This window comes from Chloroflexota bacterium (genome assembly GCA_020161265.1).
Taxonomy (GTDB): domain Bacteria; phylum Chloroflexota; class Chloroflexia; order Chloroflexales; family Herpetosiphonaceae; genus Herpetosiphon.
On the sequence record JAIUOC010000002.1, the window covers coordinates 467551 to 488367 of the forward strand.

The 20817-nt window shown below is 49.6% G+C and carries 16 protein-coding genes, 1 riboswitch and 1 other annotated feature; of the genes, 2 read left to right on the forward strand and 14 right to left on the reverse strand.

The annotated features are described in order from the left end of the window. Nucleotides 1-69: 69 nt before the first annotated feature. The 13 genes from gcvH to LCH85_06470 form a co-directional block, all read right to left on the reverse strand. Complete coding sequence (gene gcvH, locus LCH85_06410) at nucleotides 70-459, reverse strand: glycine cleavage system protein GcvH (GenBank protein ID MCA0351611.1); 390 nt, start codon at nucleotides 457-459, stop codon at nucleotides 70-72. A gap of 99 nt (nucleotides 460-558) precedes the next feature. Next, nucleotides 559-1644 (reverse strand): glycine cleavage system aminomethyltransferase GcvT, encoded by a 1086-nt coding sequence (gene gcvT / locus LCH85_06415; protein ID MCA0351612.1) that lies wholly within the window; start codon nucleotides 1642-1644, stop codon nucleotides 559-561. A gap of 20 nt (nucleotides 1645-1664) precedes the next feature. Continuing rightward, complete coding sequence (locus LCH85_06420; protein MCA0351613.1) at nucleotides 1665-2450, reverse strand: lipoate--protein ligase family protein; 786 nt, start codon at nucleotides 2448-2450, stop codon at nucleotides 1665-1667. 44 nt (nucleotides 2451-2494) lie between these two features. Further along, a riboswitch (glycine riboswitch) is annotated at nucleotides 2495-2586 on the reverse strand. A 585-nt stretch (nucleotides 2587-3171) separates the two neighbouring features. After that, a complete protein-coding gene (amrA, locus tag LCH85_06425) occupies nucleotides 3172-3741 on the reverse strand; it encodes an AmmeMemoRadiSam system protein A (GenBank protein ID MCA0351614.1) in 570 nt (189 codons plus the stop codon). A gap of 23 nt (nucleotides 3742-3764) precedes the next feature. Then, on the reverse strand, nucleotides 3765-4760 hold the full coding sequence (locus tag LCH85_06430; GenBank protein ID MCA0351615.1) for a radical SAM protein: 996 nt from the start codon (nucleotides 4758-4760) through the stop codon (nucleotides 3765-3767). A 175-nt stretch (nucleotides 4761-4935) separates the two neighbouring features. Continuing rightward, on the reverse strand, nucleotides 4936-6027 hold the full coding sequence (locus LCH85_06435) for a molybdopterin-dependent oxidoreductase (protein MCA0351616.1): 1092 nt from the start codon (nucleotides 6025-6027) through the stop codon (nucleotides 4936-4938). A gap of 181 nt (nucleotides 6028-6208) precedes the next feature. Then, the gene (locus tag LCH85_06440; GenBank protein ID MCA0351617.1) at nucleotides 6209-7477 is read right to left on the reverse strand and encodes a GAF domain-containing sensor histidine kinase; all 1269 of its coding nucleotides are present in this window, start codon (nucleotides 7475-7477) and stop codon (nucleotides 6209-6211) included. Between the two features lie 63 nt (nucleotides 7478-7540). Beyond that, nucleotides 7541-7948, reverse strand: coding sequence for an adenosylmethionine decarboxylase (gene speD, locus LCH85_06445; GenBank protein ID MCA0351618.1), 408 nt, complete (start codon nucleotides 7946-7948; stop codon nucleotides 7541-7543). Continuing rightward, entirely contained in the window at nucleotides 7945-8787 is an 843-nt protein-coding gene (locus LCH85_06450; GenBank protein MCA0351619.1) for a hypothetical protein, read from the reverse strand. Before LCH85_06450 ends, speD begins: the two co-directional genes overlap by 4 nt. 1 nt (nucleotide 8788) lies before the next feature. Then, a complete protein-coding gene (locus tag LCH85_06455) occupies nucleotides 8789-9013 on the reverse strand; it encodes a DUF350 domain-containing protein (GenBank protein MCA0351620.1) in 225 nt (74 codons plus the stop codon). Between the two features lie 48 nt (nucleotides 9014-9061). Further along, nucleotides 9062-9436 (reverse strand): hypothetical protein, encoded by a 375-nt coding sequence (locus LCH85_06460; protein ID MCA0351621.1) that lies wholly within the window; start codon nucleotides 9434-9436, stop codon nucleotides 9062-9064. Between the two features lie 46 nt (nucleotides 9437-9482). Beyond that, nucleotides 9483-10511: a peptidoglycan bridge formation glycyltransferase FemA/FemB family protein gene (locus LCH85_06465; protein ID MCA0351622.1), complete on the reverse strand. Its 1029-nt coding sequence runs from the start codon at nucleotides 10509-10511 to the stop codon at nucleotides 9483-9485. Continuing rightward, nucleotides 10511-12964 (reverse strand): hypothetical protein, encoded by a 2454-nt coding sequence (locus LCH85_06470; GenBank protein ID MCA0351623.1) that lies wholly within the window; start codon nucleotides 12962-12964, stop codon nucleotides 10511-10513. Before LCH85_06470 ends, LCH85_06465 begins: the two co-directional genes overlap by 1 nt. Nucleotides 12965-13210: 246 nt before the next feature. After that, nucleotides 13211-13432, forward strand: a binding site (T-box leader). Nucleotides 13433-13485: 53 nt separating this feature from the next. Between LCH85_06470 and LCH85_06475 the strand changes: the two genes are divergently transcribed. Then, nucleotides 13486-15216 carry a DUF3105 domain-containing protein gene (locus tag LCH85_06475; protein MCA0351624.1) on the forward strand — a complete coding sequence of 577 codons (1731 nt, stop codon included), beginning with the start codon at nucleotides 13486-13488 and terminating at the stop codon, nucleotides 15214-15216. Between the two features lie 22 nt (nucleotides 15217-15238). After that, on the forward strand, nucleotides 15239-18004 hold the full coding sequence (locus LCH85_06480; protein ID MCA0351625.1) for a valine--tRNA ligase: 2766 nt from the start codon (nucleotides 15239-15241) through the stop codon (nucleotides 18002-18004). Between the two features lie 129 nt (nucleotides 18005-18133). Here LCH85_06480 and LCH85_06485 read toward each other — a convergent pair whose 3' ends face one another. Beyond that, nucleotides 18134-20785, reverse strand: a complete 2652-nt coding sequence (locus tag LCH85_06485; protein ID MCA0351626.1) for a tetratricopeptide repeat protein — start codon at nucleotides 20783-20785, stop codon at nucleotides 18134-18136. Between the last annotated feature and the right edge of the window lie 32 nt (nucleotides 20786-20817).

Genomic DNA, 20817 nt, shown 5'->3' on the forward strand with positions numbered 1-20817 from the left:
TTTGTGGGCGAGAGCGGGCGAGGGGTGAGGGAAGCAAATCCCCGACCCCCGACCCCTGATCCCTAACCCCTACTTATTGGCTTCGTCGTTGAGATATTCTTGATATGCGTCGGCGCTCAACAGGCCACTTGGGGCCGTGGTAAAGCTGAATTTGACCAACCAACCATCACCATAGGGGTCTTCATTGACCAATTCTGGTGAATCGACGACCTCGTTGTTGATTTCGATAATTTCGCCACTGAGTGGAGCATAAATTTCCGAAACCGCCTTGACCGACTCAACATTACCAAACGATTCGCCAACTTCAAAGCTTTTGCCAACATCAGGCAATTCGACGAATACCACATCGCCAAGCTCGCGTTGGGCATGTTCGGTAATGCCAACAACAGCACTATTACCGTCGATGCGCACCCATTCGTGTTCTTTGGTGTACTGCAATTCACTTGGTACATTGGACATTGGTGGTCCTCCTTCAATAACGCCAAAACAGCATACAATCAGCATAGATTGTTAGGCGCTACTATTACCCAAAGCGGCTTTTTATGCAAGAGCAGCAGGCTATTTTTTGTAGCGTGCTTTGTAAAACGGCGTTTTGACCACGCTTGCTCGCACTGGCTTTTCGCGAATCAGCACATCGACTTCAGCGCCAATTTTGAGGCTACCAGCCTTAACCAAGGCATAGGCCAGATTTTTACCCAAGCTTGGGCTAGGCATGCCAGTTGTTACAACGCCCAATTCACTGCCATCGAGCGCCACAACTGGATAGCCCTGACGGGCAATCCCTCGGCCAGTCATTTCTAAGCCAACCAGAGTACGAGCTGGACCATTGGCCTTGATATCTTGCAAGGCTTCTGAGCCAATAAATGGACCTTTATCAAGCTTGACCACCCAGCCCAATTTGGCTTCATAAGGATTAATATCGCGCTCAATTTCATGGCCATACAGCGCCAAACCTGGCTCAAACCGCAGGCTATCGCGTGCACCCAAGCCAATCGGCGTAGCCCCAACCTCCAACAAACGATCCCAGATTCGTTCGATCTCGCCAGCAGGCAAGAACAATTCGAAGCCATCTTCGCCAGTGTAGCCAGTGCGCGAAATATAACCAGCAGCGCCCTCAACTGTAGCCTTGGTGATGCCATGAAACGCCAAATTGACCACATCAGCATTAGTCAAGGGAGCCAACAGGCTTTCGGCTTTTGGCCCTTGCAAGGCGAGCATCGCCAACTCTTGCGAACGATCAGTCAGCACCACATCATAGCCAGCAGTATGTTGATTGAGCCAAGCCCAATCTTTTTCGGCGTTGCCAGCGTTGGCCACAACCATCCATTCGTCGGGGCCAAGATGATAGGTGAAAATATCGTCAACAATCCCGCCATCTTCGTAGCACATAATCCCATAATCGGATTGGCCAATCGCGGTTTTGCTAATATCAAAGGTATCGATCAACTGAATAAAGCGTTCGCTATCGGGGCCAGTGACCCAAAATCGCGCCATATGGCTAATATCGAACAGGCCAGCACCTTCGCGGGTTGCCTTGTGTTCAGCGATGATGCCAGCATATTGCACTGGCATATCCCAGCCGCCGAACTCGACCATTCTGGCTCCAAGGGCGCGATGGCGTGCATTGAGTGGTGTTTGTTTCATCAAAAAACCTCGTAAATCACTTAGCGTCGTTGTAACCATTCAGGGTTAGTATAGCGTTCATGGCGCAAGCGCTCAGCCGTGGCCAACTCTTGCTCAGTCAATTGATCAGGTTGGAATTCCAGATTGAAAGCTGTGACAAAGCCTGCAACAATCGCCTGTTGAGCCTCGTCAAAGCTCACGGGGCGTTGGGCCGCTTCATCGAGCGCAATCAACCGCTCGGCCAACGCTGCTGAATCAAGCTCAGCTGGTAAATGCAATACTTGGCTTAATTGCTGGCGATCTGCCTGCAACAGCACAGTGCCATGTTGCAAAATTGCGCCCCGTGTGCGAGTTTGAGCGCTACCAACCAATTTACGCCCAGCCACCGTGATCTCAAAATCGCTGGGCGTATCGAAACAGGCGGCTGATTTTGGCCCATCACTGGCGCTGGTGGCCCAATCGACAGCACTTACCAGTTGGCGCAAACCAACCAATAATCCATGGCTGATTGTGCGATAGGTTTTTAAAACCCGACCCCCAAGCAGTGGGTTGCTGTTGGGGGCAGTGATCGAGTAGGTCAATTCAGCATCATGCAAAATTGCACGACCACCAGTTGGCCGCCGCACAATCTCGATTTGGGCTTGTTGGCAAGCCGCCACATTAACATCGCTATAGGGTTGAAATGCGCCGATTGAGAGACAAGCAGGCTGCCAACGATAGATTCGTAGGGTTGGGTATGCCGATTGATTGGCATGCAGCGCCAAGGCATGGTCAATCGCCATATTAGTTGCGCCATCGGCGGCGGCTGAGACAATGTAACGCCACATGAGCAAAATCGCTTAAATAAAAAAGAGATCACGACATACAATTATGCCTGATCTCTGTCCATTGACCTGAGAGATTCCTTGCGCTGCAAGTTACTCCATCGGTGCAAGTGAATGCTTGCTCTCCAGAGCGCTGTCGAGACACGGTGTTGGAGCCTGAAAGATTCATCAACGGGTTGGCTACCCGTAATTTGCTTCGTCGGCGATCCTGGTTGGGATACTCTTCCGCGTCCTTCATTCAGCGATATTGGGTTGTAGCAGTAGTATACGCCGCTGTGGGTATTTGGTCAATTTGCGTACTTTATTGGTTTGAGGCTTGATTTGCTTCGTATTGAGCTTCGACTGGCTCGCTAAAACTGCGCAAGCCGATCACGACCGGAGCTACAGCGCAGCAGAGCAACATAAATGCCCAAAACACGATAGTCAACATACTAGGGCGCTCCTCAAATAAAAAGTTCAAAAACGAATTGAATCCATTCCTCGGTTCACACAGCGTTGTGGAATGCAAGTCATATGCCATCGATTAGGTTTAGCTTGGTTGATTTTGGTGGGCGCAGTTCAATTATGCTGATTGCTTCAGCAGCGCACAATAGCCGTTTGTGCATAGTAGACCCATGACTTTTGCCGAGCAAGCTGATCAACGATTGATGTTGGTGCGTCCTATCCATGTGATGGCTGCTAGATTATATGCTGCTTTGCTATTTCTGCAAATTACAGGCTTTGGTTATAAGCTGATAGTTTCCTGATAATTACCTGATAACTCAATAATTCGCCTAACCTGAAAACGTTCAAGCGTTGCAGCGGTAGTGAGTTCAAGGCCCGCCCGTTGATAGGCCAATTGGCGTTGTTGCTCAAACGTCGTAATGCCACTGGTATTTGGCAGCACGACCCCTTGATTGCGCCCACGTTGCACTCGCAAGCCATCAGCTACCGGATCATGGACAGCTTTATTTTTCAGCAGGGCCAAATGTTCAACCAGATCAACGATATAGCTCAATTGATCAAGCTCATCAAGCTGCACTGGGCTAAATCGTGGGTCGTGCACTGCTGCCGCAACCGCCATATAAATCACCTCTTTGGCTAACGAGGCTTGTTGTGGTTGCACGCTGCCAACACAACCACGTAACTGCCCAGCTTTGATCAAGCTGACATAAACCCCTTGGCTGCGGCGTTGATCGCTCGGCAATGGCTCGGCAACAGGCAGCAACTCGCCTTGGCGAATAAAGCGATTGACCGCTTGACGCGCCAGCACAACCAAAGGATCTTGCACAATCAGGGCTGCTTGTTTGGGCATTGGCAGGCTCCTTAGCTGCGTATTTAGTCGTTTAATTTGTTGCGTTTGAATAATGATGAGCGAATATAGACTTCGCTGCCACAATTTTCACACTGGCTTTCGTTAACTCCAACCACCCGTGGCTGACCATCGAAGCGTTCGATCACCGCCCATTCACATTTGGGGCAGCGCGTGGTTTCGGTTGGTTGCGCTCCATAGACAAATGGTAAGCCTAAGCCTTGGGCTACTTTGCGCACCGAAGTCGCAGCGTTGGTATCAGCATCACGACTTGGGATAATCCGCCATGGAATCAGGCCATTGAATTTGCGCTTGATCCAGCGGGCAATGCCTTCAATTTCAGCGCTACTATCGTTCACGCCAGTAACAATTGGCGTGGTAATTTCGAGATGGCAACCCCAGCGTTTGACTGCATGCTCAGCGCCAGCAAAAATCCCTTGCCATTGCTCCACCCCCGTTAATGCTTTATAACTAGCATCACTCAAACCATAGACCGTTAGCATTAAGCCATCGATATAGGGCGCAAGCTGATCGAGCGCCGCCTTCGACCAATAGCCATTAGTGACCATGCCAGTCATGCGGCTGGTCGAACGAGCCAAACGGGCGGTTTCTAGCACATGCTCAAAGTTCATGGTTGGTTCGTTATAGGCCCAAACAATCCCACGCGTCATGCGCTCTTGCGAAAATCCTACCACCCGTTCCGGATCAATCGAACGTTGTTTGGCAGGATCGGTCGGAATTTGGGCATGATAGGCAACATCGTGATGGGCGGGGAACGATGTACCCCAACCCCCAATTGCAAACACGCTAGCCCCAGGAAAAAAATGGCGAAACCCATAATCCTCAACTGGGCCAATCGTGGCTGCTGACACTAAACCATGGTTATGAACTGTAATTGTTTGCTCTTGGCGTTGGCGCACACCACAACGACCCCATTCACCATCAGCGAGTAGACAGCGCCATTGACAGACCTCGCAGCGCAATCCTTGCGCCGAGCGTGACACGAGTGTTGTTTCGTGCATGAAAGATTTCCTCGTTGTCCTACGTGTTGCGTCTTCCACACAGCCGTGCTGACGCTCATATTTTCTTCTGCAACTATAGTACCACGCGCTGATAGGAACGCCGTTGATTTAACCGCATTTAGAGCAGCAATTTCGCTGCTCATCACTAACTTAATCGTCAGCGATGAGCGCTGATTTAGCAAACGCTTAGTTGGATTCGTTGAATTGCATTGTGATGATAGCCTTTGACATTCCAGGCTGGCTGCTCTGGTTGTTGTTGACCAAGCGAATCGGTGGCGCGAACCCAACATTGATATTCACCTGCCGTCAGTTCTAGCTCGATTTGCCAGCGACTCCAACAACCAAGCCTTGGTGGGTCGATCAAGCGAGCATGTTGCCAATGTTGGCCGTGATCAAGCGAAATTTCGACCTGCTCAACCAGCGCTTGGCCCCCAGTAATCGCATAGCCCGCTAGGGTGATCGTGCCTGCTACCAAGGGTTGGTCAGCTGTCGGCAAACACAGCACCGCATTAACTGGCAATTCGTGCAGCATTGGCGCGTTTTGCCAAGCTTCAAGCTCGCTGCTTTGGGCCAAACGATAGGCGCGGCGCTGAAAATAGTTATGTGATGGCTCGCTACTGAATTCAATCGAGCGCAACCATTTGACGCTGCGTGCCCCAACAATTCCAGGAATAACCAAACGTAACGGGCCACCATGCAGCGCTGGCAAGGCTGTGCCGTTCATCGTGTAGGCCAACAAGGCATGCTCGATCATCGGCTCGTTGAGTGGAATCGAGCCGCCATAGCCAAAGGTTTGGCCGTGGCGCTCAACCTGATCGTAGCTTTCAAACACCAAATGCAGTGCCGCTGGATCAATCTCGCAGCGCTCTAGGAGTGATCGCAAAGGCGCACCGCCCCAATTTGCCGTGCTCAAGCCATTGGCTCCCCACGGCAATTCGCCATAAATTGGCTGGTAGGCGTGCATCTCTTGGCGGCGGTTGCCAGCACATTGCAAGGTCGAAACCTGCTCAACATAGGGCAATTGTTGCTTAATGTCGGCGATGCTGATGCTCAATGGTTGAGCCAATAAGCCCTGTACATGAATTGTGGTAGTTTCAGGGTCGAGGCTAGGAATCGTGCCATGGGTACGCACAAAAAACTGGCTGGTTGGCTGAATGTAGCTGCTGGCTAGCTCATCTAAGGGTGTGCCAGCATTAAATGGCTCGGCCTGAACCACCTGCATCGTCGCACTTTTGGCAACGTCAAATGAAGGCAGACTATCTCGCATCGAAATCGCTCCTTTTCTAGGGATGCCGCAACCAGCACCCATGAACAACACTGTTCTTTGAATTGGTATAGCTAGATTTTTCTGCAACGGAGGGACTAAATCGATGCAGCGCTTGCGAGTATAGCACAATTAATGCCCGAACCAGCCGTAATCAAGCTGATAAAGCGGTTCGGGCTTAGCATTAAGCAGCTTGCGGCTGTGTAATTTGCGGGGTTGCTTTCAAGGGTAGGTAAAGCGTGAAATGGCTACCGATCCCAGGATTGCTGCTCAAGGTAATATCGCCGCCAAGCAATAAAGCCAAGCGTTTGCTAATCGCCAAACCCAAACCTGTGCTTGGTTGGCTGCCCAAACTTTTACCCAATCGTGGTTGCTCTTGAAATAATTGGACTTGTTGCTCAGGAGTCATGCCAATGCCTGTATCGATCACATGAAAGGCCAAATAATGCTGGCCGTTGCGCTGTTCTTCGCTGACTTCGATTCGCACTGAGCCATTATGGGTAAATTTGGCAGCATTACCAACTACATTTACCAAAATTTGGCGTACCAAGCGATTATCGCTCCAAAAAATGCGTTGGCGCGTGCCAATTTGCACATGAAACGAATTATGATTACGCACCATCAACGGCCCAACAATCACATTTAATTGATCGATCAACGGCCCCAGACAAACCTCTTCATAATGCACATCAAGTTGGCCATGTTCAATCTTCGCCAAATCGATCATATCGTCGATTAATGCCAAAAGCTGGGCGCTGGTTTCTTGAATGTGATGGGCAGTTGGCTCTAACTCGGCGACTCCCGCTTCGATCAACTGATCAGCCAAAAGTTGACTATCGGTCATAATCGTATGCAGCGGTTTATGCAATTGCTGGCTCATTTTGGCAATTAAGGGCGTTTTGCTCGGCACTTGGGGATCACTGGCGATGCTCGAATGGAAAACATCATGGGGCAAGGCAGTTAATTGCTGAACTTGGCGAAACAGCTCAAATTGATGACTTAATTGCTGGGCGATCAGTTGCAAACTTTCGCGTTGCTGCGGGCTAAGTTGGCGGGGCTGTCGATCGATCACCGCGATACAACCGAGGGCAAAGCCTTGTTGATTGATAATCGGCATGCCCGCATAGAACTGAAAACCCTGCTGCACTAAGGGATGATGCCCAAAACTACGCTCAAGGCTGGGTTGATCATAAACAACCAGCTCACGTTCAACCACCGTTTGTGCACAACACGAATATTTACGCGGAATTGTTTTGAGTTGGCTGCCAAAAGCCGCTTTGATATATTGATATTTATGATCGATCAGCGAAATAATCGCAATCGGTGTCGCACAAAAAAGCGCCGCTAAGCGGGCTAATTCATCGAATTCGTGAATATAGGGGCGGGCCAGCAAGCCATAACTTTGCAGGGCAGCAAGACGTTGGGCTTCGTTTGTAGGGTATTGAGTACGCATGGCGGCTCCTCGCTAAAATCAAGATCGCTGGAAACTAAAGGCTAGTACGATCTTGACATAGCGTTAAGCCACTGTCGAGGGGGCTGTTTGGGTGACTTCGCTGATAGTACGGTCTATAAGCTGAGAATGGACATTTGTCGCATGCAGCGCAGGAACGAGCACACCCAACGAAGCTTCCGGTTGGCATTGATCGCCACAGGTAAAACAATCCCAGAAGGCCGCTCCATGCTCAGGATAGGTGTGTAGCGAGGCATGACTTTCGCCTAACACGGCCACGATGGTAACACCGTGAGGCGTAAATTGATGGGCAACAATTTCGAGCACGGTGGCATTGGTCGCATTAGCTGCTTGCATCACAATTGTTTGCAGCAAATCGCGATCATTGAGGATTGCTGCTGAGCAGCCACCTAAATTTGCAAGTAGGTGTCGCCCAGCAGCGGGATAGATTGGCGATTGGATGAAATTGCTCATGATTTGGATTGCCAGCGTGGTGCGCCTTCAACTCCTTCGGCATTCCACGAATTAAACCAATCGTCCATTAATGCGATCAAGCTTGCCCGAAAAACAGCTTCGGCTTGTAAGAGATGGTTTTGGCCGCGTGCCGCAAACCAAGCCAGTTGGACAAACGCGCCCAAATCGTTGACATCGGCAGGAGTCAGGCCTTCGTTATTACCGTTCGACCACCAATCGCGAATCACGTGTTCGAGCACAACATTAACCGCGATTTTGCGGAAATTGGCGGGGGTATTGGGTGGTAGTTGGTTGACCGCATCGTTGGCAAAGCGCACATGCTGGGTTAGCAAAATCACGGTCGATGGCGGAACGCGCCCGTAGCCTGAAGCCTTCAGCACCTCGTTGTTACGTGAGGCTGCATACACTCCTGCCCCGATTGCCGTGCCAGCCCCAACCATGCCAATGCTGCGGGCAAAGGTTGAATTGCTGAACATCAGTGCGCCAAGTGCTCCCATCATCAGCCAAGTGACGATATAGGAAACAATCGACATATCTGAATCAAAGAAAACGACAGCAATCACATTTACAACGAAGTGGGCAAGAAACCAGCCGCTAATAACCAAAAAGCCAGAGCAACCGCGAAACCAACGTTTGATCAAAAAGAAGGTTGCAATGCCCACAACAACCATCATTATGACCAAAAATACGGGCATACCACCAGTCAGCACCCGACTAGTTTGCCCAAAAATGATGTTTCCGAGCAACAACGATACAAGGCTAGCAATAGCCCCACCCAAGCCAAGACTAAGCGTATGGATGCCGAAGCGTTGCCAAAATGGTTGGGTTTGTGTATCCATGTTAGGTTGCCACTGCCATGATAACAATTGCAGCTAAGGCAATTGTTACTGCTGCTAATTGGATCGCTGCGGCCACATTGCCACGTTTAATTTCTTCACGATAATCAATTGGATCAAGCAAATCGTACAGCCGAGCGCCGCCGTAGAAAATCAACACACTGACGAGCGTCCAGCCAACCGAAGCAGCGACCCGACCCACCAACGTCATAATTTCATCACCAGACATGCATGCTCCTTGAAGCTCAAAAAAAGCGATTTATCCAGCAGTGAGGGCTTAGTATGGGCCAGGTGCACCAGGGTCGCCCGGCGCATTCCAATTTGCCAGCCAATCTTCCATCAAGCCAGTAAGCACCGCCCGAAAAACTGGCGCACCTTGGTTTTCAAGATCGTTGCCTGCTAGTGTGGCAGCAAGCTGCACAAATGAACGTAAGTCGGCCACATCATCAGGCAATAAACCCGAAGTGTTTTCATTTTCGCGCCAGTCGCGCAACACAATCCCCAGAATAATTTCGGTAGCCGCAGCCCGAGTTGCGTGGCCTGCATGGTTAGGCAAGGCAGTTACAACTTGGCCTGCAACGGTTTGGGCAAGGCCCGCTACCAATTGAGCTGTGTTTGGCGGTATCCGGCCAAAACGTGGCGGTTGACTCATTGAGCCTCCTCGGAAGCACTAAAAGGCGTTTCCTCATAACAACGAGCTAGGCCAATTCGCGCACTGCACGAATAATCACATCGGCTAGTTGTTCGGTGAAATAATAATCATATGCCCCAATCAAGGCAATTGCTTGCCCACCGAAGGCCCGCTTGAAGCGCGAAAAGCCTGCAAATGGGTGATGCGGATCGCCGGTTGGTTCAAATCCATAAAAATCGTAACTGGTGCAGCCCAAGCGTTGGGCTTGTTGAATGGCGGCCCATTGCAAGGCGTAGCCTGCCATCTGCTCACGCAATTGGTTGCTAATGCCACCATATTGATACACTGCCCGCTGACCATAGCTGATCAATAGCAGAGTTCCTAAGGTTTGGCCTGCATACTCGGCAAACAACAAATGAGCATGGCCAAGCGGAGCCAAGGTCGCCAACAGATCATTAAAATGGTCGATTGGCTCAACATAGAAATCATCGCGCTCGCCTGCTTCATCCATCAAGCGATAAAACAAGGGAATATCAGCCAGATCATGCGAGATACGCACTGTGACACCACGCCGCGCTGCTAAACGAATGTTGTAGCGACCTTTGGGTTTCATGGCCGCCAACAATTGCTCGGCAGCAGGCCGCAAATCCAAATAAAGGGTTTCACGGGCCAGTATATCGACGGGTGCGCGTCGCCAATCGCGCAGCAAATTAGGCGCTGGGCCTTCAAGTCGTGGCTCGATTCGCAAACCGACTGCGCCATAAGCGCTAGCATGGTGCTCAGCGGCCTCGCGCAATAAACGCAGCCCTTGGCGGGCAAGCGCTTGATTGTGCCACGGTAAAATTGGCCCATCGGCGGCGATCAAATTGCTGCCAACCCCACTCTGTGCTGGAATTGTGCAGAGCATGCCACCAATTAATTGATCAGTAGCAGCAAATAGGCCAAAATGCACAACTTGCAAACCACGTTGTTGTTTGAATTGACCCCAAACTAAGCTTTGCATCACGCCACCAGCGGGGTTGGCTTGAACTAAATCTTCCCACTGCTGGCCAAGTTCGCTGTTGCTGCTCAGTTGTGGCAAAATCGCGACGTACATTATTTCAAGCTCTGTAAAAACTTCTTGGCCGCGTCGTTTTGCTTGGGCAACGAACTTAGTTGATCATTCAAGATTTGGATGAGCTGTTGGGTTCGGGCAATATCATCGTTGGTGCGGCGCAAGGCTTCATCTACGCGAATTTCGGTCGTGCCATAATCAACAATATCGCTTGGGCCATAGCTCGTTTGAATTGACGTGTACTCGGTTTTGTCCGAGTTCAACAGGCTCAAGTCGCTCTTGGCACTGGTTAAATCAGCCTCGATGCGCTTTTTGATTGCCTCATACTCAGTGGTCTGCTTGGTCAAGAATGGCACTAGAACCTTCGTGCGAAACTCATCAGGATACGGCTCGCTGATTGGCTGAGTTAGGGCACTATCACGGAACCAGCCAGTTTTATTGAGGTAGGCTTTGCTACCATCTGGCTGTTCGAGAATCGCCAAACTGCCCTCAGCATTCATCCAGACGCTAGAGAATAATTGAAAACCTCCAGCGCTTGGGGGTACGCGAATGGCTGGCTGATTGGCCGGAATCGACCCTAAGCTTTTGATCGCTTGGTCGAGTGTGCCCCGAGTTTGCACAATGTTGTTCAATTCTGCTTGATCATCATTGCGCCATGGCACAAAGCCCGCCCAACTGACCCAATCGATCCAATCTTGTTTGGCTTTGACGCTGCCATCAAGCCCGCGCCGTTGGCGGTCAAGCTCACGGTGGGTACGCCAAATCAGGGCTTCGTCGCGCTGTAAAAAGACAATCGGCAAGCCATCTTCGGCATCAACCACGGTCATTACTTGGTCAGCAAGCAAGAGATACGATTGATCGGTCAGGCTAATCACGACTTCGCCATTGGCCAAAATATCGGTTTCGGGGGTCAAGCGATAGAGCGCATCACCCTCATTGGGATCTTCGCTTGGGCGTTGATTGCGGTTGTAGTTGCGATACGAGCTACCACCATAATAGCTGCCATAGTAGCGATAGCGGCGGGTTGGATAAGCCGAGCCATATTCATCGATCACGCTGCCGCGCCCGTAGGTCGAGCTTGCGAAACCGCGCCCAGCCACCGTGGAAGGCGGCGCTTGCACCACATCATACGGCGAATTGGTGCGCACCATCGATTGACTTGACGTTGCGCCAGAGCCAGCCGAGGTATCACCTTTGGCATAGGTTGTATCGGGGTGCAGCAAGTTGGCCAAAATAATTACCAAGGCAATCACCGAGACGATTCGTAGGCCACGGCTGAGCAACAATTGGGGATTCTCCCATGTGCGTTGCAGATGGCGACGCAGCAAGCGTAATTCGGCCACAAGTTTGCGTGGCAATTCGCGACTACGCCGCAACAAGGCCTCAACCAAGCTGCGCAAATCGAGCGAATTGAGAAACCGCAAGGGATTGGCGATAAATTCACGCACCATGCTACGGGTTTGTTCGGCTCGTAGGGCTGGCATCACCTGCACCACTTGCTCGAAAACTTGGCTTTCATCAAGCCCGTGATCGGCTTGCAACGCCTGCTGAACAGCACTTGGCACTAAGGTCGCGCTGGTATGCGGCTTGGGCAACGGCGCTGGATCATGCACAAAATCGAGTGATGTCCAATCGGTGCCGCTGGCTTCATCCCAGGTTGGCGCGAACAAGCTGTGCAATAGTGCATCGCTCGCCAGTTTGGTTGGTTGGGCGGTCGTGCGTTTTTCGGCCAGCGCGGCGGGAAAGGCAAAGGCACGTTTCAGTTGCTCAATATCGTGCAAAAATTCGCGTGGTTCAGCCAAAGCCAAATGATCAAACTCGCGTGGGCGTAACGCGCGACGACTACCAATGAAAAAGCCCCAATCATCGCCGTAGCCTGCTTCGGTGAACGAAGGCAAGGCAAAACGATAAGGCTTTGGGTTCAAATCGGCAGTGCGAATGCTGTTATAAATCATCCAATAAGCGACTGGCGTTTGCGATGGCGAAGCAGCATTGACCGCAATCAGGCCTTGGGGATGCAAAATATAGGCCAATTGCTGATACCAATCGATGCTGTGTAAACGAGCGCCAGCTTGATCGCGTGGCACGGTAAAATCGCAGATAATCAAATCGTATTCATCGGCTGCCTGCGCCGCCTGATCGACAAATTGCACAGCATCGCAGATATGCAATTTCAGGCGTGGGTTGGTTAAGGCATGCTGATTGAGTTCAGGCCATTCATGCTGGGCTAAATCGAGGATGGTTGGGTCATAATCGACCAAATCGATCTGCTTGATGGCTGAAGATTTGAGCAATTCACGGGCAACGAAGCCATCGCCACCGCCGCAAATCAACGCTCGGAGTTGGCGTTTGGGGCGGCGTGCTTGGGCGAGCGCGAGTGCTGGCAAGGCCAAAAGCTCGTGGTACACCCCTTCATCACGGCTATCAAACTGCAAATCGCCGTCGATGTAGACGGCAAGTGATTGATCGGAGCGCTGATCAAGGACAATGGTCATGGTTGTTCTCCATACAACGGGTTTGCTGGGGTTGGTACGTGGGTTGCTGGTTATAGGTTACAGATTTATAGCCAGCATGTCAATGGTTATCGGCTGGTGGCTATAGGCGATGGGCTATACTGGTTATCCTTATCTCTGCGCCTCTGCGTTAAACAGCTCTTCATCATCCCCACCAATCTCCGATCCCCAACAACCGATCCCCAATCTTGACACAAACCGCAAGCATAGCTATTATTTGAGCAACTACAAACGACGCTGAACAAGATGAGTAAATTATTGGTTCCCGCCAGAGATTGGGTGTCAGCGGCTGAAAGCACCCTCGGTTGAGCAATAATTGAACGTGGCTTGGAAGTCGATCAACTGAAATACCAGTAAGTTGGTTCGGGTGCGCCCGTTATTGCGCCAATGAGTGATGTTGTATTTGCAACATAATCAAGGTGGTACCGCGAGTTTCCTCTCGTCCTTGTTGGGCGTGGGGTTTTTGTTTTTAGCGGCAATCGAGCTAAATCTGAGGGAATGTGATGGAACCAAGCAACTGGCAGCGCGAGGTTGAACAAGCCTTAGCCCAAAACGACCACAATCGAGCCAAGCAGCTTTTAGCCGCTGTGCTTCGCCAAAATGTGCATGAACGCGAGGCATGGCGCATTTTAGCGAGCATCGTCAATGATCCAGCCCAACAGGCTGAATGTTTGCGCCGAATTGCAGCAATTGATGCCGCCGCGCCAACTGCGATTAAGCCCATTAAGTCAATTAAGCCAATCAGCAAGCCACCAAGCGATCCAAGCCTTAGCCCAACCATGCCTTTGGTTGATTCGCAAGCTGAGCCTAATTTCACAGCATCAAGCATTCAAACTGCACCATTATTTGATTCACAAGCTGAGCCTAGGCTTTCGCCATCAAGCATTCAAACTGAGCCATTAGTTGATTCACAAGCTAGTTTCACGCCGCCAGTCAATTACAGTATGGGCCAACCAACCCAGAAACTGGATCAACCAACGCCGAAACCCGCCCGTTCGTTGCCAAAAATGTTGATGCTAATTGGGGCAAGTTTATGTGGTGTGGGCTTGTTGCTTTTGCTTGGTTTACAACTTTGGCCATTGTTGAATGCGACTAACTCAACGCCTGACAGCAAACAACCGCAACTCGCTGAGGTTGAACTTAAGATCGTAGCTTCAGACGTAGGCCAAGCACCGATGACCGATCAAGCGATGGTCTATTTCGAAATTGAAAATCCTAGTGATCAAGCACTGTATAACATTCCCTACACCATGACCTTGACCAGCCAATTTGATAAAGTGCTGAAAAACACCAATACGATTGAATTATTGTTGCCCAAGCAAAAAATTGTGGTTGCTGATGGAGTGTTTACTGGCGATAGTTTTCGCGCTAAAAGCGTTGAAATTAGCCTAGGCCAGGGCTATCCAATCACGATTGATCAACCAATTCCACAAGTTGAAGCTTATACGCCAACCACGTTTGGCATGCCCTTTCGTGGGCGTTTGCAGGAAAGTTGGGGCTACGAATACCCAACCTATCATGTTAGCGCGATTGCAACCGATAGTGGTGTGGTTACTTCAACCTTGGTATCAATGCTGTTTTACGATACGAACGATCAAATTATTGGCGCTGGTTCGGGCTATATCGATTACATTAATAAAAAAACCTCACTTCCAAATACTCGCCGTGGCGAAACGATGGTCTATCCCATTATTTGGGGCACAAGCGAGGTCGATCGGGTTGAAGTGGTGCCTGCATTTACTTTAGCCACATTTAATCAACAGCCGCCGATTAAGCCCAAAAAGGCTGAGATTGATCAAATGTGGCTAGGCGAATATATTCCAGAGGTTGATCCACCATATCATGTGCAAGGTATCGTTGAATATCCAACATTACCGCCAACCTCAGGCTATCATGCTATGGTGCCAGCAGAATGGGGGCATTACGATAATTTTGTTACTGATGAGGCAATGGTACACAACTTAGAGCATGGTGCGGTGATTATTTTCTATAACCCACAATTAATTACTGCAACTGAGCTTAGCCAATTAGAAGCAACTTTTGAAAATCTTTATAAACGCGACCATCATACAATTTTGCAAAAACGCTTCGATTTAGATGCAACTATCGCAATGACTGCTTGGGAATATCGTTTGATGCTTCGTGATAATGCAAATCTCGATGCAGTCAATACTTTTTTTAGCGAACATATTGCCCGTGGCCCTGAATGCGTTAATTTACGCTGCCCTAATTAATTTCTAGTTTGAGGTTTAAACGATGTCTGCTAACGAACATTTACACAATGCGCTAGCCGGAGCCGACCTTGGCCAAGCCTATGAGGCCGCCAAGGTTGAGGAACATTTGTACAAGTGGTGGGAAGCGGCGGGTTATTTCAAGCCAACTGCTGCCAATACGAAAGATCCGTTTGTGATTGCGATTCCGCCGCCAAATGTGACTGGTGTGTTGCACACTGGTCACGGCTTGACCAACACGATCGAGGATATTCTGACCCGCTGGCATCGCATGCTCGGCCAACCAACCTTGTGGGTTCCTGGCACTGACCACGCAGGGATCGCCACGCAAAATGTGGTAGAAAAGCAACTTGCCAAGGTGAACAAAACTCGCCACGATCTCGGACGCGAGGATTTTCTTGATGCGGTTTGGGAATGGAAGGGCCGTTCGCATTCCACAATCACCAACCAAATTCGTCGCCTCGGCTCATCTGTTGATTGGCAGCGCGAACGCTTTACCCTCGACGAAGGTCTATCGCAAGCGGTCGTCGTGGCCTTCAAGCGTTTGTATGACGATGGCTTGATCTATCGGGGTACGCGCTTGGTCAACTGGTGTCCGCGCTGTCTTTCGGCGATATCCGATCTTGAAGTGGTTTATCGCGATGAGCAAGAGCAAGGCAATTTGTGGTACATTCGTTATAAAGTTGCCACTGATGCCAACGATACCGAGTGGCGGATCAGCGAGGGCGATCAATCAATCACGATCGCCACGACTCGACCTGAAACCTTGCTAGCCGACGTGGCGGTAGCGGTGCATCCTGAAGATGAGCGCTATGCCGATTTGGTGGGCAAATTTGTGGTGCTGCCAGCTTTGGGTCGCCAAATTCCAATTATCGCCGACACCTATGTTGAGCGTGATTTTGGCACAGGGGCGCTCAAAATCACTCCAGGCCACGATCCAAATGACTATATTGTTGGCCAACGCCATAATCTGCCGATTCTCAATGCCATGAATCTTGATGCAACGATCAACGCTGAAGGTGGCAGTTACGCTGGGCTTGATCGCTTTGAGGCTCGTAAGCGCTTGGTCGCTGATCTCACTGAAACTGGCAATTTGGTTGAAACCAAGCCTCACTTGATGAAGATTGGGCGCTGTGAGCGCTGCGATACGATCATCGAGCCATTAATTAGCACCCAGTGGTTTGTCAAAACGCAACCATTGGCCGAGCCAGCAATGGCCGCTGTGCGTGAGGGCCGCACCAAAATCGTGCCCGAACGCTTCAATAAAATCTATTTCCATTGGATGGAAAATATTCAAGATTGGTGCATCAGCCGCCAACTCTGGTGGGGCCATCGGATTCCAGTGTGGTACGGCCCCGATAACCAGATGTTTGTCGAGTTGAATGCGGCTGATGCGATGGCTGCGGCAACTGCGCATTATGGTCAAGTGGTTGAGTTGCGCCAAGACGAAGATGTGCTGGATACCTGGTTCTCATCGGGCTTGTGGCCATTCAGCATTTTGGGCTGGCCCGATGTTGAAAATCCTGATTTCAAACAATTTTACCCAACCACGCTGCTCGAAACTGGCTACGACATTTTGTTTTTCTGGGTAGCGCGGATGATGATGTTAGGGCTTTATCTCACGGGCAAAGAGCCTTTTGAATGGGTGTATTTGCATGGCCTTGTGCGCGATGAACATGGCCGCAAGATGTCAAAATCGTTGGGCAATCAGGTTGATCCGATGGATTTGATCGAGCAATATGGCACTGATGCGCTACGATTTACCTTCGCCACCTCATCAACGCCAGGCCAAGATTTTGCCCTACAACCAACTCGTTTGGATTCAGCGCGTTCGTTCGCCAACAAAATCTGGAATGCCACCCGCTTCGTGATTTCGAAGTTGGGCGATTTGCCACGCACCGCCGAGAGCAAAGTTGATGCTGAACGATTGAGCAATCAAGCCTATACCGTGGCGGATCGTTGGATTCTTTCGCGCTTCAATCGCTTAGCGGGCGATGTTGAGCGCTTGATGAACAGTTTCAATTTGGGCGAAGCTGGTCGCCAAATCCAAACCTTCTTCTGGGATGAATTTGCCGATTGGTATATTGAAACTGCCAAAATTCAAATTGACACTGGCGATGAGCAACAGCAATTGCGCACCCGCGAAACGCTCTACAGCGTTTTAGAAGGAACGTTGCGTTTGCTGCACCCATTTATGCCGTTTGTGAGCGAGGCTGCATGGCAAAAATTGCACAATAGCGAGCAAACCACGCCAATCCCAGCAGCCTTGATTATTGCAGAGTATCCTTTAATTAATGCTGCCATGCTCAACGAGCAAGCTGAGCGTGATTGGGACTTGGTGCAAAATATCATTCGCGGCGTGCGCAACGTGCGTACCGAAACTGGGGTGGAAGCAGTTAAATGGATCGAGGCATTAATTGCGGCTGGTTCAGCCACAGCGATGTTAACCGAGCAAGCGGCAATTATCAGCCGCTTGGCGCGGATCGCTCCCGACAAACTACTGATTAGCGAAAGCTTGAGTGAACGGCCTGAGCAAGCCACAACCTTGGTATTTGCTCCAGCCGAAGTTGTCTTGCCATTGGCGGGTATGGTCGATTTGGCCGCCGAGCGTGAACGGCTCACCAAGGAGCTTGAACGGGTCGAGGCCGATGTCGAGCGCCGCCGCACCAAGCTTGCCAACGAAAACTTCGTAGCCAAAGCCAAGCCCGAAGTTGTGCAAAAAGAGCGTGAGGCTTTGGCCGCTCAAGAGTTGGCGGCTACAACCTTGCGCGAACGTTTGGCGAGTTTTTAAGTAGGGGTCGGGGGTCAGTTTTCAGGGGCCAGACTACCGAAACCACGAAGGACACGAAGAACCACGAAGCTGATTAAGTTTGGAATCCTGAGCTTCGTGCCCTTTGTGTCCTTCGTGGATCATTATGCATTATTTGGCTTCGGCCAAAATCGCCGCTAGTACTTGCTCGAACGAGCTTTGATAGCCTTGCTGCCAATATGCGTTATGTTCAGCAAGTATTGCTTGCAATTCGACTAAACGCGCTTGATGATAACGCTGATCATTGCCATCAAGCAGTTGCCCGTGTTGCTGAGCCATTCGTTGCATAGATCCTGCCAACCATGCTGCTGTTGACAACTGTTGTTGGGCTAAATAACATTCAGTCAACTCCAAGATTGCCCGTAAGTTATGGGCAATAAATTCGTGATGGTTGGCAAGTTGGATGGCTTGAATAATTAATCGTTGAGCTTGGGCAATTTGGGCTTGTTGGCGCAAAGCCCAAGCTTTTTGAATGGTTATATGACAGATAAAATAAGGATCAGCAATGGTATGGCTATAGGTTAATGCTTGCTCATAATATTCATTAGCTTGGCTAAATTGCAGTAATTTGGTCAAGCTATCGGCTAAATTCGTGTAGATTAGGGCAATTCCACGTTTATTTTGTAATCGTTGATGAATTTCTAGGCCTTTTTGGTAGTATTGCTGTGCTTGTTGATAATTACAGATATCATAGGCTAATAAACCTAGGCTATTCAAAATATTGGCAGCCATATGATGATCATTGACTTTGCGTGCTAATTCCAATGATTCTTGTAAATCGAACTGTGCTTGCTGATACTGTTCAAGGCTACGCCGAATTTCACCAAGATTGCTGAGAATCGCCGCTAGATCACGGGTTTTATCAAATTTTCGGGCCAGTTGAATTGCTTCACGAAATGATTCCCCTGCTTGTTCAAATAAACCTTCACGTTTGTAGAGCAAACCGATTCCATTCAACAAACCCATCGCCAATTCATCAAGTTGCTCTTGGCGAGCAATATTTAAACCTTGCGCAAGATATTGCTGGGCTAATTGAAAATCTCCTTGATTGCGCATAAAAGTGCTTAATCCACGTAGCATCATAATCTGATGCTTGGGATCAAATTGAGCTGGCTGATCAAGAATTTGCTTAATCCAATAACTACCTTCTTGGGCGAGATCAGCGCGATGCCAAAAATTCCAGAGCACAGCGCCCAAATGAGCAGCACTAGCAAACGCCCCAGATTTAAGGCTTTGAGCTAATGCAGCGCGAATATTGGGATAATTAGCTTGAAATTGACTCATCCAGTGTTGTTGCTCTGAGCCAGTTAATTCATGCACATGATTTTGAACAAACGTTCGATAATAATCTTTATGCGCTGTATAGTAGCTTTGACTATCAGCTCGCTGATTTAATTGATCTTGAGCATATTCACGGATCGTTTCCAAGAAATAAAAACGTTGTTCGGTTATCTGATGCTGAAGCAGATGTTTTTGCACCAAGCTTAATAACAATAACTCAACTGCTGATTGTTCAGCACTCGCACAAATTGCGCTAGCTGCTGGCAAATCAAAGCTGCCGACAAACACTGATAATTGAACAAATAGCGCTTGTTCTTGAGGTGTAAGTAAAACATAGCTCCATTCGATAACTGCTTGCAAGGTTTGGTGACGGGCTGGTAGATCGCGTGGCCCACTATTGATAAAACTCAAACGTTGGCTTAACCGCTCAAGTAAATTTGTTAACGAAAACAAGCTGATTCGACTGGCAGCCAGTTCAATTGCCAAAGCCAAACCATCAAGCCGTTGGCAAATTTGGGCAATCGTTACTAATTCAGCATCGTTATAAACAATAGTCGCTTGTAGCGCTTGAGCACGGCTGAGAAAAAGATTAATCGCTGGCTGTTGGCGCAGCATAAACTGTTGCGAACAATCAACGCTAAAGGGCATTAATTCAAATTGTTGCTCAGCATACACATTCAAAGCCTCGCGGCTGGTCGTTAGCAATTTTAATTGAGGTGCATGGGCTAAGAGATCGGTCACAATTGGCGCAGCATCAAGCAGTTGCTCAAAATTATCGAGAATGAGCAAGAGTTGTTTATCATACAGAAAATCTTTGAGCTGTTTGAGCAACGGTAATTGACTAGTGGTTTTAATCGCCAACGATTGAATAATGGTCTGGATTAGTAGCTCAGGATCGCGCAAAGCAGCTAAATGCACAACATGCACGCCATCATGAAAGAGCGGCAACCATTGCATGGCACTTTGCAGCACTAAACGGGTTTTACCAACCCCACCACCCCCCAAAACGCTAATCAAGCGAATATGCGGCTGACGGAGAAGCTGCAACAAGCTTTGTTGCTCATTTTCGCGACCAATAAAGGCATTCAGCGGCGCAGGAATATTGGTATAGCTGATTGGCGGCACAACCAAGGGGCTTGGCTCAGTCGTTGGCCCACTTGGCAAATTTGGCGTTGACAGGGCAAAACGATAGCCCAAATCGGCCTCAGCCACAATATAGCGCGGCGGTTTATCGCCCAATTTCTCGCGCAAACGGCCAATCGCTACATGCAGCAAATAGCTACTATCACGGTCATAATTATCGCCCCACACATGCTGCAACAACTGGCGATGGCTGAGCACGTGATTACGATTACGGACTAACAGTTCTAACAAACCCCACTCTTTGCGCCCAAGCCGCAGATAAACTCCCGCCCGCTTGACTCGCTGTTCAGTCAAATTAATCTCAAGTTGATCAATCGTAATGATTGAATCGACAGTCATATGCACCTTCCCTGCATTCGCCATGGGGAGAC

Excerpts from the sequence above, each read along its gene's own strand:
- LCH85_06465 (MCA0351622.1), bottom strand. The coding sequence starts at position 10,511 with ATGTACGTCGCGATTTTGCCACAACTGAGCAGCAACAGCGAACTTGGC.
- LCH85_06455 (MCA0351620.1), bottom strand. The coding sequence starts at position 9,013 with ATGTCTGGTGATGAAATTATGACGTTGGTGGGTCGGGTCGCTGCTTCG.
- gcvH (MCA0351611.1), bottom strand. The coding sequence starts at position 459 with ATGTCCAATGTACCAAGTGAATTGCAGTACACCAAAGAACACGAATGG.
- LCH85_06485 (MCA0351626.1), bottom strand. The coding sequence starts at position 20,785 with ATGACTGTCGATTCAATCATTACGATTGATCAACTTGAGATTAATTTG.
- speD (MCA0351618.1), bottom strand. The coding sequence starts at position 7,948 with ATGAGCAATTTCATCCAATCGCCAATCTATCCCGCTGCTGGGCGACAC.
- amrA (MCA0351614.1), bottom strand. The coding sequence starts at position 3,741 with ATGCCCAAACAAGCAGCCCTGATTGTGCAAGATCCTTTGGTTGTGCTG.
- LCH85_06430 (MCA0351615.1), bottom strand. The coding sequence starts at position 4,760 with ATGCACGAAACAACACTCGTGTCACGCTCGGCGCAAGGATTGCGCTGC.
- LCH85_06420 (MCA0351613.1), bottom strand. The coding sequence starts at position 2,450 with ATGTGGCGTTACATTGTCTCAGCCGCCGCCGATGGCGCAACTAATATG.
- LCH85_06470 (MCA0351623.1), bottom strand. The coding sequence starts at position 12,964 with ATGACCATTGTCCTTGATCAGCGCTCCGATCAATCACTTGCCGTCTAC.
- LCH85_06435 (MCA0351616.1), bottom strand. The coding sequence starts at position 6,027 with ATGCGAGATAGTCTGCCTTCATTTGACGTTGCCAAAAGTGCGACGATG.
- LCH85_06440 (MCA0351617.1), bottom strand. The coding sequence starts at position 7,477 with ATGCGTACTCAATACCCTACAAACGAAGCCCAACGTCTTGCTGCCCTG.
- LCH85_06475 (MCA0351624.1), top strand. The coding sequence starts at position 13,486 with ATGGAACCAAGCAACTGGCAGCGCGAGGTTGAACAAGCCTTAGCCCAA.
- LCH85_06450 (MCA0351619.1), bottom strand. The coding sequence starts at position 8,787 with ATGGATACACAAACCCAACCATTTTGGCAACGCTTCGGCATCCATACG.
- LCH85_06480 (MCA0351625.1), top strand. The coding sequence starts at position 15,239 with ATGTCTGCTAACGAACATTTACACAATGCGCTAGCCGGAGCCGACCTT.
- gcvT (MCA0351612.1), bottom strand. The coding sequence starts at position 1,644 with ATGAAACAAACACCACTCAATGCACGCCATCGCGCCCTTGGAGCCAGA.
- LCH85_06460 (MCA0351621.1), bottom strand. The coding sequence starts at position 9,436 with ATGAGTCAACCGCCACGTTTTGGCCGGATACCGCCAAACACAGCTCAA.